This window comes from Gilliamella sp. BG3, assembly GCF_046635605.1.
Lineage (GTDB): Bacteria > Pseudomonadota > Gammaproteobacteria > Enterobacterales > Orbaceae > Gilliamella > Gilliamella bombi.
Genome location: NZ_JBIDFE010000028.1, coordinates 1 through 19,762 on the forward strand (window position 1 = coordinate 1; position 19,762 = coordinate 19,762).

Consider the following 19,762-nt stretch of genomic DNA (forward strand, 5'->3'; position numbering starts at 1 on the left):
TAAAAGTTTAAGATTATGGGGAGGTAAGCATAAAAACAGCCTAATGACTGGGTAAGTAAAGGGTGACATTTGAAAAAGCACCCCTCAGATATGAGGAGTGGTTATTATGGAGAATTGAAGTGTGTAACCCAAATATGGGGCACGGTATGAATAGCGCGATATGGTTAATGATTAACTAGCTTTAAATTGCGGTTACCTGATAGTGAGACATTTCCTTGGCTGGCTTGCTCGACAAAGTCCCCCCACCAGTCAAGCATGATTCTGCGCTGTTCTAGGTAAGTAGCACGGTTATAGGCTCGCCTGACGCTATTAGTATCAACATGGGCTAGTGCCGCTTCAATAATATTAGGGTCAAAGCCTTGCTCATTTAATATCGTGCTTGCTAAAGCTCTTAAGCCATGCGCAACAAGCTTATCTTTATATCCCATGCGCTTTATTGCCATGTTAGCAGTACTACTATTCATCGGGATTGTATAAGGCGGTTTCATACTTGGGAATATATGCTCTCTATGCCCACTTATAGGCTTCATAATTGATAATATAGCCATAGCCTGCTTATTGAGTGTAATAGTATGCTCTCGCCTCATTTTCATTTTTTCGGCAGGAATAACCCATAAGCAATTGTCTAGATCAATCTCTTGCCATTTTGCCCCTACCGCTTCATTTGGGCGTGTCATTGTTAATAATTGCCATTCAATCAAGCAACGCGTTTGTAATTCGATTCTGGCCATAGCAAGGGATTGCATAAATTGGGGCAGCTCTTGCGCGTTTATTGTTGGCATTTGCCCTTTTATAGGGCTTTCAAAAGCATCTTTTATCTTGGCTGCTGGGTTAGCATCAATCAAGCCTATATTCACCGCATAAAACATAATTTCATTGATACGTTGGCAAAGTCTTTTAATTGTTTCTAATTTACCATTAGCTCTTAGTGGCTCCATGGCCTTAATAAATTCTTTTGCTTTTAATTTAAAGATTGATTTATCACCAATATAAGGAAATAAATGTAACTCTAACGATTCCCACGTTCTTTTTAAGGTGCTTTCAGTTAGTCCTTTGCCACTTTTAACTTTAAACCAATCAGCGGCTACCTTTTTAAAGGTGCTAGTAATTTCGTCATGCTTACGTTGTTCTTGTTCTGCTTTGTGCTCTTGAGGATCTACACCTTGCTTTATTAATTCTCGCGCTTCATCTCGTTGTTTTCGCGCTTGCTGTAGTGAAACCTCAGGATAACTACCGAAGCTAATTAATGCGCCCTTTTTGGTATATGGACGCGTATACTTAAAACGCCAGATTTTAGAATTATTCGATTTAACTAAGAGATACATACCGCCGCCATCAAATAAAGAGTAATCTTTATCTCTTGGTTTGGCTGCTTTTATTTGGGTGTCTGTTAATGGATGTGTTTTCCTTGCCATAATTATTTTAGGTATACGATATATAAGTATATTGCGTCTGTATACCTAAGCATATACCTAAAAATTATGGTTGTAAATGTACCTTACTGATACTTAATGGGCAATAAAATAGACTTTAAGGCTTGTTATTACTGGGTTTGGTGTACTTTGTAGGGTTTAAAAGAATGTTACTGATTATTGAATTGGTGGAGCCAAGGGGGATCGAACCCCTGACCTCAACGCTGCCAGCGTTGCGCTCTCCCAGCTGAGCTATGGCCCCAAATGAAAAGGATAAAACTGTGGCTAATAATATGCAACTAAAAGATAAGTGTCAATTAGTTTGGTACTATTTGTTTGAAAAACAGTCTAATAAAACTCTGCCAATTAATGGCAGAGTTCACATAATTAACGCAATATTGAAGGTTGATCTGCACCTTCAGCTTCAATTTTTGGTGGCATAAAGTGTTCACGTTTTACGCCTAATTTGAGTGACATATACGCAGCCACATAAATTGATGAGATTGTACCAAGCACAATACCAACGCCTAATGTTTCAGAGAAACCTTTTAACATTGAACCGCCAAAGATATACAAAATGATGACTACTGCAAGGGTTGTTCCTGATGTCATCAAAGTACGGTGCAATGTTTGTGTTAACGAGATGTTGATAACATCATAAGGCTCTGCTCGTCGAATCTTTCTAAAATTCTCACGAATTCGGTCGAAAACTACAATGGTATCATTGAGCGAATAACCAATTATCGATAACATTGCAGCAATGATAGTTAAATCTAGTTCTCGTTCAAATAACGATAGATAACCTGCGGTGATGATAACATCATGCGCTAAGGCAACAACGGCACCAGTACCAAATCGCCATTCAAAACGAAAGGCAATATAGATTAAAATACACACTAATGCGGCGCAGATTGCCAAAATACCATCTTGGGCAAGTTCAGAGCCTACTGTTGGTCCTACAAATTCAATACGTTTGATTTGAGCATCGGCATCAATATCTTTATGTATTAAATTGGAAATTTTTGTACCTAGTGCATTATCAATAGCAGATGACGTACTGCCATCTTCTTGTTTAGCTGAAGGTAATCGAATAATGATATCTTTACTGCTACCATAATATTGTACTATCGGCTCATGATAGCCAGCGTCGCGTAAACTGTTACGAAGGTCATCAAGGTTAACCACTTTTGTTACTGTGAGTTCTACTGTCGTACCGCCAGTGAAGTCTTGTCCTAGATTAAATCCTTTAACAAAAATAACCACAAACGATGCAACTACCAATAACATTGAAATAACAAAAGCAATAAAGCCAAATTTTAAAAAGTCGAGGACTCTGCGACCATGATTTAAATTTCTAACATCATGATTTTCTTTTTTATTAATAACCACAATAAACCTCTAAATTGATAACTTATTAACACGGCGTCCGCCATAAATAAGATTGGCTAATGCGCGAGTACCAACAATCGATGTAAACATTGATGTTACAATACCGATGCCTAATGTAATGGCAAAGCCTTTAATTGAGCCTGTACCAACAGCATAAAGAATAACAGCTGTAATTAATGTTGTTAGGTTGGCGTCAAAAATACTGCTCCAAGCACCAGCATACCCTTCATTAATTGCATGCTGAACACTGCGTCCATTGCTAAGTTCTTCTTTTATTCTTTCATTAATCAGTACGTTGGCATCAACAGCCATGCCAACGGTTAACACAATACCCGCAATACCTGGCATGCTTAGCGTTGCCCCAGGAAGTAAAGACATTGCACCAACAATTAAAATTAAGTTAGCAACTAACGCAAGGCTAGCAAATACGCCAAACAGACGATACATCACTAACATAAAGATGACTGAAATCGCTAAACCCCATGCGCAAGATTCTAACCCTTGAGTTATATTTTCTTGCCCCATTGATGGTCCAACAGTGCGCTCTTCAATGATTTGAATCGGAGCAATTAAAGCTCCTGCACGTAATAATAATGATAAATTTTTAGCTTCATCAATATTACCAATACCCGTTACCTGAAAACGGTCACTGAAAATACCTTGAATCGTTGCTACATTGATAACACGCTCTTGTTTTTCAAGAATTGGTTTATCGTTTTCATCACGTTTACCAGTGTCTTTGTATTCAACAAACAATGTTGCCATCGCTTTATGAAGATTTTTTTGGGTAAAATCAAACATTCTTTTACCCCCCGAGCCATCAAGAGTAATAGCAACTTCGGGTTGGCCATATTGATTAGCACGATATGAAGAATCAGTTATATGATCCCCCGTTAATACAATACGCTTATAAAGTAGTACTGGGCGACCGTTCTCCATATATTTAATTTCTGAGCCGTAAGGAACACGCATATCACCCTTTAAGATAGCTGGCAAGTTAGGAGAGCTTTCTTCATTAACTTGTCTAAATTCAAGTGTCGCTGTTGCTCCCAAAATACGTTTAGCTAATGCTGTGTCTTGTATACCTGGTAATTCAACAACTATACGATCTGCACCTTGGCGTTGAACAATTGGTTCAGCTACACCCAACTGATTAACACGATTTCGTAAAATTGTAGTGTTTTGTTGTACAGCATCATTTTTTGCTTGTTGTAACCGTTGCTCACTGACATTAATTACAATAGTATTATCACTTTGAGAAACAACTTTGAAATCTTGTATACCGTTGATCTTAGTGATAGCTTTATTGCGATCTTCAGTATTGTCAAATTGTATTAAAATTTGCTGATTACTATCTTTACTGATCGTTTTATAATTTAATTTGCTATTAGTAAATTCGGTTTTTATGTTTTCAATAGATTGTTCAGTGAGTTTACTTAATGCGGTTGTCATATCAACTTCCATTAAAAAGTGAACACCACCGCGTAAATCGAGACCAAGCTTCATTGGTTCTGCACCTAACACCGTAAGCCAAGTTGGTGTTGCTGGTGCTAAATTTAATGCAACGATATACTGCTCACCTAATGCTTCGGATATAATTTCTTTTGCTTTAAGCTGTGTATCGTTATCACCAAGACGAATTAAAATAGACTTATTTTCATAAACTATTGATTTTGGTTCGATATGATTATCAGTTAAAAGTTTTTTGATTTTATCTTGCGTAGCAACGTTAATTTCAGCAGTATCTGATCCTGAAATTTGTATAGCAGGATCTTCACCATAAATATTTGGAAGTGCATAAAGAAGGCCGAGGCAAATTACGACGACCAACATAATGTACTTCCACAAAGGATAACGGTTTAACACGACATATTCTCTTGTGGTATTAGGTAATTAATACAATGAACAATAATAGCGAATAAATACTATTTCTATTATAGTGATTTCATTGTCCCTTTTGGTAAGACTGATGTAATAAAGTCACGTTTGATCACAACTTCAGTCGTATCATTTAATTCTAACGCAATGTAACCATTTTCGTTAACTTTTGATACGCGACCAATAAGTCCACCGTTAGTTAATACTTCATCACCTTTTGAAATTGATGCCATTAAATCACGATGAGCTTTGGCACGTTTTTGCTGAGGTCGCATAATCATAAAGTAGAAAAATAGCCCAAAAACTACTAACATGATTAGTAAAAAATAAGGATTGCTTTCAGTGGCTTGCCCATCAATAGCATAAGCATTAGAGATTAAAAAGTCCATACTGGTCCTCTTGATTAAAATAAATTTTAAAGTTCGGAATTATAACATAATAAATTAAGCTATTATTAACTATTTCTTGTCAAAAAGTTTCAGGTAACTATGCGTTCTAGTATAAAAACGAAGCATTCAATGCTACCTAGGCTGATATAATTCCGCCAATAAAACGATGTGGCAGATAAATGTTAATTAGGTGGTCAAATATTGCGCCATACTGACTAAATTAAATAGCCATTTAGGGTATATTCCACAAAGCATCGTCAATAAAGCACATAACACAATGATTAATTCACTTATTCTAATATCAGTCCATTTTAATTTAATTGAAGATTTGCTTGATATTAGATCATCACGACAAACTGGTCTTATATAAAGGTTGATAATTAAGCGAGCATAGAAGTAAAGGCCTAATGCACTGCCAATAACAACGGCTGCGACTAGCCACCATAATTCGGCAGTTACACCTAATAACACTAATAAAAATCGCCCAACAAATCCCGCAGTTAAGGGAGTTCCTGCTAAAGATAAAAGTCCAACTCCCATGGCTAATGCTAGAATTGGCCTTCGCCAAAATAATCCTGATAGGTCAATTTCGTTTTCATGATCTTGAAGTTCATCAGAGTGTGAATCTAAACTGATCGCACCTAAAATACAGATATTAGCTAAAATATATCCAATTAGATAAACACCAATAGTTTCTAATGCTAATACTTGATATTGCACAGCTATTAATGCCGTTAATAAATATCCAAAATGTGCTATCGATGAATAAGCTAATAGTCGCTTTAAACTACTTTGCATTAGCGCCAATAAGTTACCCCACAGAATAGAACAAAATGCCATAATAACTAAAATAATACGAATAGTTTCATTGTTAACAATAGGTGCCAATAAAAAAAGTCTTGCGATAGCACAAAAAATTGCAACTTTTCCGACTGTTGATAATAATAAGGCGACTATTGTTGGTGCACCTTGATAAACATCTGGTAACCAAAGTTGAAATGGTACGAGAGATAATTTAAAACCAATGCCGACTAGCATTAAGCACACACCTATCAGTAATAATAGACTTGGATAAGACATTGTTGAGAGTTGATAACTTAAACCACTAAAAGTAAGTTCTCCAGTAGTTGCATAATAAAAAGCAATCCCCATTAATAAAAACACGCTGGCGATAGCAGATAAAATCATGTATTTAACTGCGGCTTCCAATGAATGAGTCTGCGTATATTGATAACCAATTAATCCAACAAATGGAATAGATAATAGTTCGATCCCAATAAAAAATGCAATTAAATGGCTTGCGTAAACAAGTGTTACACCACCTAATGCCATGAAAAGTAAAATTAAATAAAATAATCCATGATGATTCTGTTCTTGTTTAAACCAGCGATAAGCAAAACATGCAACTGAAATAGATATCATTAAAATCAAACTGGTGTAAAGTAGCCCATAGCCATCACAAGTAAAAAGAGCTGTGATATGGTGTGCTTTCCACTCGTCTGTTGACTCGTCATCAATATTCGAATTATCCCCAAAATTAGAATTAGTATCGATATTTTTATTGTCAATGCTATTATCTTCGGTATTACTATCAATATTTAAAGTTTCATCTTCATTAGATGATTCGGTCGTTTCTGTAGACACCGTATCAATTGCAATAGTTTCTTCACTCGATCGGATTTGTTCTTTAGCTGGCTCTGAAATCGATGCTGATATTTGCATATTATCACTGCTGATATCTGTAATAGCTTGAGTACTAAAAGAAATTTTATATCCAACCATCACAGAGCAAATTAAAGCACAGGTTAATCCGCATACCGTTAAAATAGCACATCCTTTGGTACTTAGCTTAAAAGCAAATAGTAAAGATAAAAAAACGATGATGGCTAGACTTAATACAAGAATGGGTGATAAAGCTATCATAGTTTATTACTCCCCTACCCGCTCTATGGTTATGTATTGCTGTGTTTGATTCACGACAGAATAAGACATATCTAAAACTACTTGAGGATATAAACCGATAAAAATAAGTACACTTAAAATACTTGATAATAATAAAAGATCTTTCTTACTAAGCCGGCATTTTGTTGCAGCTCCTTTATCAACTACACCATAAAAAATTGGCTGTATACGTACAATAAATGAAATGGACAGTAATAATAAACCAATTACTAGTAAAATTGTATAATAGGAAAAAGCATTATAACTACCAAGCAACATCATATAATTCCCAATAAAATTAGCCGTACCAGGAATGCCTAACACTGCCAATATAAAAAACAAAGTAAAAGAAGATAAATAAGGCACCCTTTCTTTAAGCCCAACAAATTGATTTATATTTCGCGTTGAATAACATTCAACTAATAATCCACTAATTATAAACATGCCGACGATTGCCAAATTGATGGCTATCATTTGAATAACCACACCTTGATAAGCAAGAACAGAACCACTATAGATTATTGCAGTTACAAATCCCATTAAAGCAATATGAATATAAGCTATTAGCTTTTTAATATCAGTTTGGTTAAAAGCAAGTAAAGCAGCATAAACAACCGTAAGTAGTGCAAATGCTAACATTAACGGCATAATAATGATTGATGCATTAGGAAATAATGGTATAACAAAACGCAATAAGCCAAATGCAGCTGTGTTAAGTAATAATCCACTAATCATCATTGAGCCAGTTGTTGAAGATTCAATATGGGCGTCAATAAACCAACCATGAAATGGAACAAATGGTATACGAACGATAAAAGCAGCTAAAAATCCTAGCATAATTAAAAATTCAGTATAACTTGAAATTGGCGTTTTGGTTAATTCTTGATAATCAAACGTCCAATGTCCTGTTAAATTCCAGTTAATCAAAGCTAATGAAACTATCGAAATTAGCATAAGTAAACTGCTCACTTGAGTATAAATCAGGAATTTACTTGCACCATTAAAACGCAATTGCGAACTTGAATCTCGTCGTCCCCATAAGGAGATTAAAAAATAGATGGGGATTGCTACAGCTTCCCAAAAGAAAAACATTAAAAATAAGTCAGTGATTACAAATAACATCATGATTGCCGATGTCATAAATAATAGACATAAGTAAAATAGACCAAGATTGTTTAAGCTTTCTTTACTAGAATAGATAATAGTCAATAATACAATAAATAAGGTTGAGGTAATAACAACCATAGATAAACCATCTAAGACAAGATGAAAACGAATTCCTAATAGAGGGATCCATTCTAGATTAACTTCTTTTACCCAATTTCCCCCTTGATTTAATATATTTATAGCATCTATCCATAATAATATCGACATCAATAATGTAAGAAAAATAGTAATAAAAGCTACAATTATTGGTAATTTTGACCAACGCATTTGTACATTGGCTGAAACAACGCCTCTTTGTAAACATACATGGCATAACCAACCAATAAATCCGCCTATTATAGGTAAAAAAACGAGCCATAATAACATGAATGATTACACCTTTATTAAATAAAAATCAGTAGCATTAATATGAAAATACTACCTATAACCATCGAAACCATATACCACCGAATTTGCCCATTTTCTAGATCAACGGTGAACGCGTTTACTTTTTTGATTCCCCTCATTATCCAATTATCCCAAAAAGCTAGTGGATCTTTTTTCAAAAAACGGGCTAAATAGACATAAGGTTTAACAAATAAAGTATGCAATAAATAATCATAATGCCAATCACTATTACATAAACGTAAAAGGAATTTAACCATTGGCGTATTTAGAATTTCTTGTACTTCGCTATTTGGATGAGCATATAAAATATAAGCAATCAAAAAACTCAATCCAGTCACAGCTACTAGAAGTAGTTGAAAAGGTAACTGCCCATTAGTATCTAACTCAGCTATCGGAATAATACCTTGAGTTGGTAATGGGAAGTAGATAAATAAAGCTGTAGTAAATATTAATAAGATGAAAATTGGTAAATAACTTAACCACTTGGTTTTAGTAAAATCATACTGTTTTTGTTTACGATAAAAAACCATTGAAATTAAGCGCCAAATACCTAAACTAGAAAGTAAAATACCAAACAAACCAATGGTTCCTAATATCAATTTATCTTGAGTCATTAAACCCAATATGATATCGCCTTTAATATAAAATGATGATGAAACCCAAGGCATAGCACTAAGTGATAGCATGATTAACAAAAATATCGCATATAACATCGGAAACGTTTTAATTAAACCACCTAATTTACTGATATCTCGTTCACCTTGACATTTCTTAATTAAAATAGATGAAGCTAAAATTAGCAATGTGCTTGTTACGACATAATTAATTAAGCAATTAAGAGATAAACTCCAACTTTTTGTTGAAAAAGCATAAAATAAATAGCTAATTTGCGTTAAATTAATATATGTAACAATTCGTTTAATATCATACTGCACTAATGCAATGGTGCTAGCAAATAATATAGTCAATGATGAAATCATTGCTATAATAGCAAGAACATCGCTCGACATCATAAACAAATCACTAAGTCTTAAAACTAAATAGACACCAGCTAAAATTACTGTTGAAGATTGCAATAAAGCCATCGCAGGCATTGGAGCTAATGTTGTTTCAGCAAACCATGAATGCATAGGAAATAGTGCCGACTTGCCCATTGCCCCAAGGAATAGCATTAGAGTAATCCAAAATATGATATCAGAATCAACAGCCAAATTATCATGTGCTTGCGTCAAAACGTCACGGATATTTAATGTTTCTAGAGTTTGATACAGTAAAAATATACCAATAATTAGAAAAATATCAGTTAAATGCATAATCACAAATGCTCTAACTGCAGCATAACCATTACGAGGCTGTTTATAGTAAATACCAATGAGCAAGTATGCACTTATACTCAAACCTTCCCAACCCATTAGCATAACAAACAAATTATTGACCAATATTATAGTTAATATGCTAGCAATTAACAAATTACTGTAAGCATAAAAGGTGTAAATATCTTTTTTTGAAGTTAAATCACAAGCTGCAAAAAGATAGACCCAAAAACCAAAAAATGAAATCAACGCTAAAAAGGTTAATGATAATCCATCCAAGGTTAAGGAAATAGGTACTGAAAAGTCACCTACCGAAAACCAATTCCACAGTGGTCGAGTATAAACTAAGGTCATATCAGGTACTGTATTTGAACTAAAATCGATACAAGAAAATACAGTAATTAATGCTATTATCAGCATAGTAGTAATACCAATAATTATTACATTAATTGATCTGATATGTCTTCCCAAGCTCACCAATACTAAAAAAGAAAATAAGGGAACAATAATAGTTAAATAAAGTAAATTCATCCTTTCATTTCACTCAATGAGTCAATATTAAATGTTTTTCGACGGTAAAATAGTTTTATCATCAATGCAAGACCGACACAAACTTCGGCTAAGGCAGTTATTACTGCTAATATAGCAAGTACTTGCCCATCAGATTGTTGCCAATAGCTACTTGCTGCAAACAACGCAACTATAACCCCATTATTCATAATGATAAGGCTAAGTAATAAAAAATAGAAATGGCGTCGAATCATTATTCCTAACAAACCAATCACAAATAAAATAGAAGCAAGAATAAGACTATGTATGAGTGGAATCATATTATTTCTCCAACATAAGCCGATGCATAAAATGATAAGCAATCACAACTGCGCCCAATAGTAAAAACAGTGCCAATTCAGCTATCAAAATGTATGCATATTTAGACATTTCATGCATTAATTCATGAGACTCTTTCAGTTCTGAATAGTCAGTACTTACTACACTATAAATTAGGGCGACTAATAATACAAATGCTAAGACAAGTGGACCTAACCAGATTTTAGGACTAATTCCTTGCTTGTGGTTTTCAACATTATCATCTTTAATTTTCAAAATTGAAGCGACAAGTAAAAAAATAGTTACCGATCCACCAATAAACAGTAAAATATATAAAATAGCTGAATAATATGTATTAAGTAGAATAAATATTAATGCTGAAGCAAAAAGTGAAATAACAAGATATAAAATTGCTTTATCAACACGTAAACTACTAATTACTTTTATACTAGCAACGACAGCAATAATCGACGCGATATAAAAAACAGCAATCATTAAATAATCCAATGTGTATTCATAATATAGCTAGTATATACCCAAATGATATCAAGATACAGTTTACCACTGTATTCATAAAAAATAATCCTGTTAAATAAGTTTTCTAATGAATATTTCTAATATCGAATAAACATTCGAAGTCTAATTTTTCATGATAGATATAATTAAAACAACTAAAACAAATAAAAACCATAAAATTTTATTATTTAAATTCAAAATCAAATTGTAATAAAGTATAACTTATGCACATTAATCAACATTATACCTATCCCATTAAATTGTCATTTTGATTCATACAGCTTAAAGGTGCTTAGGCATAATAAAATCGAAGACGAGAAAATCATGAATAACCAATACTCATCAATGAGAAGTAATGTCAATATGTTAGGTACTTTACTAGGGAACGCAATCAAACGTGCTACCGGTAATGAAACATTTGATTTAGTTGAAATGGTAAGACAATTATCAAAATCAGCTCAACAAGGAGATACTCAAGCTCATAATGAGTTACTTAAATTAATAGAAAACCTTAATGATGACGATTTATTACACGTTGCACGGGCATTCAATCAGTTTTTGAATTTGGTCAATACAGCCGCTGAGTATTATGGTATTTCACCCCATGGGGAAGCTTCTAGTAGTCCTAAAAAAATGACCGAATTATTTAGCACACTAAAAAACCTTAATTTCTCAAATCAAACTATTACAAAAGCAATTAATGATTTGTCAATTGAATTAGTGTTAACCGCACATCCGACCGAAATTAATCGCCGAACGATGATTAATACTTATACTGCTATAAATAACTGTCTATCACAACTGGACCATGATGATTTAGCTGACTACGAAATTGAGCGTATTATGCGACGTTTGAAGCAGTTAGTTTGTCAGGCTTGGTATACTGACGAAATACGTAAAAAACGACCTACTCCAATTGATGAAGCAAAATGGGGATTCTCAGTCATTGAAGATAGTCTATGGAATGGGGTACCTCTATTCTTACGTGAACTTAATGATCAGTTAGTTGATGCGTTTGATGAACAATTATCCGTTGATAATGTCCCTATTAAATTTACCTCATGGATGGGGGGTGATCGTGATGGTAACCCAAATGTCACAGCAAAAGTAACTGAAAAAGTCATGTTACAAGCCAGATTAAAGGCAATTGAGTTATTTTTAGCAGATATTCAAATACTTGTTCGTGAACTTTCAATGACGGAATGCAGTAATTCGGTCATTGAACTGTTAGATGAAAAAAACAAAAACGTTTCAGAGCCATATCGAGCTGTAATGAAGCAGTTACGAACACGTTTAATCAAAACTCACAACTATATTGAAGCTTTATTGAATAATGAACCTATATTAGCGCCTTGCGATATTTTGATTAAAAATGAGCAGTTGTGGAATCCGCTTTATGTATGTTATGAATCGTTAATTGACAATGGAATGTCAACAATTGCTCATGGACCATTGTTAGATACACTGCGTCGTATAAAAAGCTTTGGGTTACAATTAGTCAGATTAGATATCCGTCAAGACAGTTCAGTACATACAGAAGCGCTCGACGCATTAACCAAAGAACTTAACTTAGGTAGCTATGCTCAATGGTCTGAAGAAGAAAAACAAGCATTTTTATTAACAGAGTTAAAATCAAATCGACCGTTATTACCTTACAGTTGGCAACCAGATCAAATGGTTCAAGAAGTATTAGACACTTGTCGTGTAATAAAAAAAGCGGGCGAAGAATCAATTGCTTCTTATGTAATTTCAATGGCTAAAGCACCTTCTGATATTTTAGCGGTTTATCTATTATTAAAAATCGTTGACTGCCAAAAATTCATTCCCATAGTACCGTTATTTGAAACTCTAGAAGACTTAAATAATGCTAAATCAGTCATGCAAAAACTATTGGATATCCCTTGGTATTACAATAAAATTCAAGGTAAACAGATGGTAATGATAGGTTATTCTGATTCGGCTAAAGATGCTGGCACTCTTGCCGCGTCTTGGGCACAATATCGGTCACAAGAGGAATTAGTTAACTTATTTGAAAAATATAATATTAATTTGGTGTTATTCCATGGACGAGGAGGATCAATTGGTCGAGGGGGCGCACCAGCTCATGCCGCACTACTTTCGCAACCACCAGGATCATTAAAAGGAGGACTTAGAGTTACTGAACAAGGAGAAATGATCCGCTTTAAACTCGGCCTGCCAGAGGTTGCTCTCAGTAGTCTTATGCTTTATACCTCAGCTATTTTACAAGCCAACTTATTACCACCTCCAGAACCTAAACAGGAATGGCGCAGTATCATGGACGAAATGTCAGAAATTTCATGTAATTGTTATCGTAGTTATGTACGAGAACGTTCTGAATTTGTTGATTATTTTAGAGCAGTAACACCAGAGGTTGAATTAGCCAGATTACCACTAGGCTCAAGGCCACAAAAGCGCCGAATAGGTGGAGGGATTGAAAGTTTACGAGCTATTCCTTGGATTTTTGCTTGGACACAAAACCGTTTAATGGTGCCATCTTGGCTCGGTGCAGGTAGTGCACTAAGAGCTATTATTGGAGAAGGCAGACAAAACATTCTTAAAGAGATGTACCACAATTGGCCTTTCTTTAATGCCCGATTAGGTATGCTTGAAATGGTTTACGCAAAATCTGCGCCAAATATTCACCAATATTACGAACAACGTTTAGTCGATCCTGCATTATGGCCATTAGGTGAAGAATTAAGAAATTTGCTAACCCAAGATATCAATACAGTATTAACTATTACTGATGATATTAGCCTAATGGCTGATTTACCTTGGATAGCGCAGTCGGTGGCCTTACGTAATACTTATATTGAGCCATTAAACTTGTTACAAGTAGAGTTACTGAGTCGTTCACGAAAAAACAACGATAATGATAATAATAATGAAAACATCATAGTTGAACAAGGGCTAATGATCACCATCTCAGGAATCGCAGCGGGTATGAGAAACTCTGGATAAATTAAAAAAGGCTAATGCCTTTTTTAATTTTCTGGTAATAATTGTTCTAAATAAGCTTTAGCGTCTTGATCTCCTTGCTCACTAGCTTTAGTAAACCAATAAATAGCACGCTCTTGATCTTTATCCGTACCTTCACCTTCTAGATATTTAACACCTAAATTATATTGAGCATCAACACTGCCCTGCTCTGCAGCTTTTAGATACCATTCAACGGCTTTTTCCTCGTCTTTAGGCACTCCTCCACCTACATCATACATCACACCAATATTATATTGAGCATCAGCGTTACCAGCTTCAGCGGCTTTAGTGAACCAATATGCCGCTTGCGTATTGTCCGGTTTAGTTCCTGTACCTGTTACATACATAATTGCTAAATTGTACATCGCTAATACATGGCCATGCTCTGCCGCTTGTGTATAAAAATAGCTAGCTGCCACATAATCTTGGGTTAAACCATCGCCATTTTCAGACATTAATCCCAAATAATATTGCGCTTCTGGAATATTATCTTTAGCTGCTTTACTAAACCAATCAGCAGCCGTCATGCGATCTTCTTTTACACCATCACCAAAAAAATACATAATACCAAGATTTAGATAAGCGTCATAAATACCTTCATTACCAGCCTGTGTAAAATAATCAATCGCAGTCAGTATGTTTTTTTCTACTCCATTGCCTTCTTTGTACATTAAAGCTAAATTATATTTAGCTAATGCATAATTTTGATCTGCCGCTAATTTAAAATATTTAAATGCTTCATTTAAATCAGGTTTAGTACCTAAACCACTTTGGTACATAAATGCTAAATTATTTTGTGCTTTGGCAAGCCCTTGTTCAGCCGCTTTTTTATACCAGAAAAAAGCTCGAACATCACTAACCTCGACACCTAATCCTTGTTTATAAATATTTCCTAATGAGTACTGAGCTTCTGAGTTCCCTTTTTCTGCAGACAAACGTAAAGAAGGGAGCAATGAATCTGACGCTTTAAGCTTTAGTTGAGTATCATCTGATTGCGTCTTATAATTTGTAGCCATTGCACTATAAGAAATAGATAACAATAGTACTAACAATATTTGAATTTTTTTCATATTTTTTAATTATTATAGCAATTTTAATAATTATACATAAATGCAATATAAGGGAATAGTTTTTGTTTAATTCTTATTTGGGCTATTTTATTTATACAATTAATATTGATTAAAGATAATTCTATAAACCTAACTCATCCCAAATTTCGTCAATATGGGCAATGACTTTTGGATCTTTCTTAATTATCTTTCCCCATTCACGATTTGTTTCACCTGTCCATTTATTGGTAGCATCTAAACCCATTTTAGAGCCTAATCCTGATACAGGTGAAGCAAAGTCCAAATAATCGATCGGTGTATTATCAATAAAAGTCGTATCCCGATGAGGATCCATACGTGTCGAAATAGCCCACATTACATCTTTCCAGTCACGTGCATTAATATCATCATCACAGACAATTACAAATTTGGTATACATAAATTGCCTTAAATACGACCAAACTCCCATCATAACTCGTTTAGCATGACCTGGATATTGCTTTTTAATAGTAACAATCGCAATACGGTATGAACATCCTTCTGGCGGTAAATAAAAATCAACAATTTCAGGAAACTGCTTTTGTAAAATTGGAATAAAAACTTCATTCAAAGCAAGTCCCATGATTGCGGGTTCATCTGGTGGTCTACCTGTATAAGTTGAGTGATAAATCGCATCTTTCCGGCGAGTTAAGTGCGTTACGGTAAATACGGAAAATTGCTCAACTTCATTATAATAACCTGTGTGATCACCATACGGACCTTCTGATGCTAACTCATTAGGATCAATATAACCTTCAAGAATTATCTCTGCACTAGCTGGAACTTCTAAATCATTCGATAACGATTTGACTACCTCTGTTCGGCTACCACGTAATAATCCAGAAAAAGCATATTCAGGTAGAGTATCTGGCACTGGTGTCACTGCACCTAAAATGGTGGCTGGATCAGCTCCAATAGCAATACTAACTGGAAATCTTTCGTTTGGGTGTGCTTGTTGCCATTCGGCAAAATCAAGTGCACCACCACGATGTGACAGCCAACGCATGATCAATTTATTTTTTCCTAAAAGTTGCAAGCGATAAATGCCCACATTTTGTCGATCTTTATAAGGACCTTTAGTAATAGTCAGTCCCCAAGATAACAGAGGTGCTACATCTTCGGGCCAGCAATGCATAATAGGTAAACGAGTCAAATCCACCTCATCATCCTTAAAAATCACCTCTTGGCATGGTGCTGAAGAACGATGTTTGACTGGCATATTTAGTACTTGTTTATACTTAGGTAACACATTAAAAAATTGCCGTATGCCCTTAGGCGGTTCGGGTTCACGTAAAAATGCCAATAACTCACCAATTTCACGCAAAGCTGAAGTATCTTCACGCCCCATTCCCATTGCAACACGTTTAGCGGTGCCAAACAAATTACATAAAACAGGCATATCATAACCAATCGGATTTTCGAATAATAAAGCAGGGCCTCCATTACGTAAAACACGATCAGCAATTTCGGTCATTTCGAGATAAGGATTAACAGGAAAAGTAATTTTTTTTAATTCACCTTGTTGTTCAAGATAATCTAAAAAATCTCTAAAATTTGAAAAATTCATTTATTACTACTCCCTGTTACTTAATAGTCTTGAGTTAACCAAATCCTAAAATCATTTTTAATACTTAATACTAATGTAGCTTTGATATTTAACTAATCTGCATCAAAGTTTTCACTATATATAGGTACTTGTTTATTTTGATTACACTCAACAATTTTAGGTAATAAGGCATCAAATTGTTTTTTATCGATTTCAATAAATTTATCTTGATCAACTTGATAAAATAAAAATTGTTCAGATTGATCATCAAATAGAAACGAGGCTATCCAGTCATTTCGATCATCACTATTTTCATTAGCAAATATCTGAATAACACTATTTTCACGTTTTTCAGGTTGATCATGTAATTTATAATCAATTATCTTCTCTGATATTTTAACGTCATACTCATCGAAAATAGTATAATCATTTTGATTAGGTTGGCACTTTTTTATATTTATATCGGCATTACAAGTTGGTACAAAAAAACATAAGCAGGACAACGCAACGGCATATAGGCTTAATTTCATTTTCAAACCTCTTAATTAGATTTAATCAAATTGTGAATATTACCAATAGCTTCACTGTTATTTGGAGATAAAGTAAGATTGATTGCTTCATCAATTGTTAACCATTGATAATCTAAATGCTCAGTAAGTACTGGTATTATCTCATTAATAATAGGCAGATAAAACCAATGTTCTTTATTTAGCTTAACTTCTGGTGCATATTTATGTCTAAATTGCGGGAAAATCTCAAATTCAACGGAATACTTTGCATCAATTAACTCAAGATTTTGCCCTATAATATCAATGCCTGTTTCTTCAAAAACCTCACGAATTGCTGTTTCTCGTGGTAGCTCATTATTTTCCATACTACCTGTTACTGATTGCCAAAAACAAGGGTCGTCTTGGCGCTGTAACATAAGGCAACGGTTTGTTGTCTGGCAGAAAATCACCACCAGAACAGATTCAGGTTTTTTGAATTTTCGCATCAAATATCACTATCTTTTACTTACTTCAATACCAAGTTCAGTCAATGCTGCAATATTGGCTGGGCTTGGAGCATCAGTAAGTAAACAAGTTGCTGCTGTAGTTTTAGGAAACGCTATCACATCGCGAATATTATCCGTTCCAGTTAATAACATACTTAATCGATCTAATCCAAATGCCAATCCTGCATGAGGAGGTGTACCATATTTTAATGCATCAAGTAAAAAGCCAAATTTCTCACGTTGATCATGTTCATTAATACCTAAAATTGAAAAGACGGCTTGTTGCATTTCGCTACGGTGAATACGAACTGATCCACCACCAACCTCATAACCATTGATTACCATATCATAAGCATTTGCAACAGCATTTTCAGGATTATTCAGAAGTTCTTCTGGTGTATAATCTTTTGGTGACGTAAATGGATGATGCATAGCACTTAAACCTTCATCTGTTTCTTCAAACATCGGGAAATCAATAACCCAAAGTACCGCCCATTTACTTTCATCGGTTAAACCTAAATCTTTACCAACTTTTAAACGTAATGCCCCTAACGCATCACTCACTACTTTATAGCTATCGGCACCAAATAATAAAATATCACCATCTTTAGCATTGGCACGATTAAGCAGTGCTTCCATTTGCAATTCATTAAAGAATTTAGCAACTGGGCTTTGTACACCTTCTAACCCTTTGCAACGTTCATTAACTTTAATCCAAGCCATACCTTTTGCGCCGTAAACTGAAATGAATTGCGTATATTCATCAAGTTGTTTACGTGTTAATTGTGCACCGTTTGGAATACAAAGCAATGCAACGCGTCCTTTCGGATCGTTAGCTGGTGTTGAAAACACTTTAAAATCAACATCTTTAACCAAATCAGCCACATCAATAATTTCAAGCGGATTACGCAGATCAGGCTTATCACTTCCAAAGCGACGCATCGCTTCAGCAAAAGTCATAATAGGAAACTTACCTAAATCCACATTTTTAACATGTAACCAAAGCTCACGAATCATCTTCTCCATAACATCACGCACTTGCTCTGCTGTCATAAATGAAGTTTCAACATCGATTTGCGTAAACTCAGGTTGACGATCGGCTCTTAAATCTTCATCACGAAAACATTTTACAATTTGATAATAACGGTCGAATCCTGACATCATTAGCAATTGTTTAAATAATTGTGGCGATTGTGGCAGCGCATAAAACTCACCTTTATGGATTCGACTTGGAACCAAGTAATCTCTTGCGCCCTCTGGAGTTGCTTTGGTTAACATTGGCGTTTCGATATCTAAAAAACCATGTTCGTTCATAAACGAACGAACAAATGCGGTAATTTTAGCTCGCGTTTTAAAGATCGTTGCCATTTCAGGGCGACGCAAGTCAATATAACGATATTTTAGACGTTGCTCTTCACTGTTGTTTTGATTGAAATCAAGAGGCAATACATCGCTACGGTTAAATATTTTCAATTCAGTTGCCAAAATTTCAACCTCTCCGGTTGCCATATCTTTATTGATTTGACCTTCCGGACGAGCTCTTACTTTGCCTTTAATTTGGATACAAAATTCATTACGAAGTTCACCAGCAAGTTGATATGCTTGTTGATAATCAGGATCAAAAAAAACTTGTACAATACCTTCACGATCACGCATATCGATAAAAATCATACCGCCTAAGTCTCGGCGTTTATTGACCCAACCACATAATGTTACTTCTTGATTAATATAACTTGCATTGAGTTGTCCGCAATAAATTGTTCTCATTAAAATATCCTGTGTACTATTAGCAATAATGATAATTATTATAGAGCAATTTATCAGGGTATAAAGACCATGATTTAAAATAATTTTCATTTAATTTATTTATAGTTAGTTTTTAATAATAAATTTACTTTATAAAAGTTTTTATAA

15 protein-coding genes and 1 tRNA gene are annotated in these 19,762 nt (G+C 34.5%); 1 reads left to right on the plus strand and 15 read right to left on the minus strand.

The window, feature by feature from the left end; translation table 11 throughout:
- Positions 1–164: 164 nt before the first annotated feature.
- The 10 genes from ACGH6S_RS10775 to ACGH6S_RS10820 all read right to left on the minus strand — a co-directional run bounded on the left by ACGH6S_RS10775 (position 165) and on the right by ACGH6S_RS10820 (position 11,199).
- Positions 165–1,415 carry an integrase domain-containing protein gene (locus ACGH6S_RS10775; protein WP_411578677.1) on the minus strand — a complete coding sequence of 417 codons (1,251 nt, stop codon included), beginning with the start codon at positions 1,413–1,415 and terminating at the stop codon, positions 165–167.
- A gap of 183 nt (positions 1,416–1,598) precedes the next feature.
- Positions 1,599–1,674: transfer RNA gene (locus ACGH6S_RS10780), tRNA-Ala, on the minus strand.
- A 125-nt stretch (positions 1,675–1,799) separates the two neighbouring features.
- Entirely contained in the window at positions 1,800–2,795 is a 996-nt protein-coding gene (secF, locus tag ACGH6S_RS10785; RefSeq protein WP_411578683.1) for a protein translocase subunit SecF, read from the minus strand.
- Between the two features lie 15 nt (positions 2,796–2,810).
- Positions 2,811–4,667 carry a protein translocase subunit SecD gene (gene secD, locus ACGH6S_RS10790; protein WP_296300205.1) on the minus strand — a complete coding sequence of 619 codons (1,857 nt, stop codon included), beginning with the start codon at positions 4,665–4,667 and terminating at the stop codon, positions 2,811–2,813.
- 68 nt (positions 4,668–4,735) lie between these two features.
- Positions 4,736–5,068: a preprotein translocase subunit YajC gene (yajC, locus tag ACGH6S_RS10795; protein ID WP_034912418.1), complete on the minus strand. Its 333-nt coding sequence runs from the start codon at positions 5,066–5,068 to the stop codon at positions 4,736–4,738.
- Positions 5,069–5,254: 186 nt separating this feature from the next.
- Complete coding sequence (locus ACGH6S_RS10800) at positions 5,255–6,991, minus strand: NADH-quinone oxidoreductase subunit N (RefSeq protein WP_296300202.1); 1,737 nt, start codon at positions 6,989–6,991, stop codon at positions 5,255–5,257.
- A gap of 6 nt (positions 6,992–6,997) precedes the next feature.
- Positions 6,998–8,542: a NuoM family protein gene (locus tag ACGH6S_RS10805; RefSeq protein ID WP_174798785.1), complete on the minus strand. Its 1,545-nt coding sequence runs from the start codon at positions 8,540–8,542 to the stop codon at positions 6,998–7,000.
- Between the two features lie 17 nt (positions 8,543–8,559).
- Entirely contained in the window at positions 8,560–10,296 is a 1,737-nt protein-coding gene (locus ACGH6S_RS10810) for an NADH-quinone oxidoreductase subunit L (protein WP_296302331.1), read from the minus strand.
- A 107-nt stretch (positions 10,297–10,403) separates the two neighbouring features.
- Positions 10,404–10,706 carry an NADH-quinone oxidoreductase subunit NuoK gene (gene nuoK, locus ACGH6S_RS10815; protein WP_034912410.1) on the minus strand — a complete coding sequence of 101 codons (303 nt, stop codon included), beginning with the start codon at positions 10,704–10,706 and terminating at the stop codon, positions 10,404–10,406.
- Between the two features lies 1 nt (position 10,707).
- Positions 10,708–11,199: an NADH-quinone oxidoreductase subunit J gene (locus tag ACGH6S_RS10820; RefSeq protein ID WP_296210737.1), complete on the minus strand. Its 492-nt coding sequence runs from the start codon at positions 11,197–11,199 to the stop codon at positions 10,708–10,710.
- Positions 11,200–11,544: 345 nt separating this feature from the next.
- Here ACGH6S_RS10820 and ppc point away from each other — a divergent pair, with 345 nt between their 5' ends.
- The gene (gene ppc, locus ACGH6S_RS10825) at positions 11,545–14,202 is read left to right on the plus strand and encodes a phosphoenolpyruvate carboxylase (protein ID WP_411578679.1); all 2,658 of its coding nucleotides are present in this window, start codon (positions 11,545–11,547) and stop codon (positions 14,200–14,202) included.
- 23 nt (positions 14,203–14,225) lie between these two features.
- Here ppc and ACGH6S_RS10830 read toward each other — a convergent pair whose 3' ends face one another.
- The 5 genes from ACGH6S_RS10830 to aspS all read right to left on the minus strand — a co-directional run bounded on the left by ACGH6S_RS10830 (position 14,226) and on the right by aspS (position 19,615).
- A complete protein-coding gene (locus ACGH6S_RS10830; RefSeq protein WP_174798788.1) occupies positions 14,226–15,290 on the minus strand; it encodes an SEL1-like repeat protein in 1,065 nt (354 codons plus the stop codon).
- A 121-nt stretch (positions 15,291–15,411) separates the two neighbouring features.
- On the minus strand, positions 15,412–16,875 hold the full coding sequence (ubiD, locus tag ACGH6S_RS10835; protein ID WP_085165137.1) for a 4-hydroxy-3-polyprenylbenzoate decarboxylase: 1,464 nt from the start codon (positions 16,873–16,875) through the stop codon (positions 15,412–15,414).
- A gap of 92 nt (positions 16,876–16,967) precedes the next feature.
- Entirely contained in the window at positions 16,968–17,384 is a 417-nt protein-coding gene (locus tag ACGH6S_RS10840; RefSeq protein ID WP_174798789.1) for a hypothetical protein, read from the minus strand.
- Between the two features lie 11 nt (positions 17,385–17,395).
- On the minus strand, positions 17,396–17,848 hold the full coding sequence (gene nudB / locus ACGH6S_RS10845; protein WP_174798790.1) for a dihydroneopterin triphosphate diphosphatase: 453 nt from the start codon (positions 17,846–17,848) through the stop codon (positions 17,396–17,398).
- A gap of 9 nt (positions 17,849–17,857) precedes the next feature.
- Positions 17,858–19,615: an aspartate--tRNA ligase gene (aspS, locus tag ACGH6S_RS10850; RefSeq protein WP_174798791.1), complete on the minus strand. Its 1,758-nt coding sequence runs from the start codon at positions 19,613–19,615 to the stop codon at positions 17,858–17,860.
- Positions 19,616–19,762 lie beyond the last annotated feature (147 nt).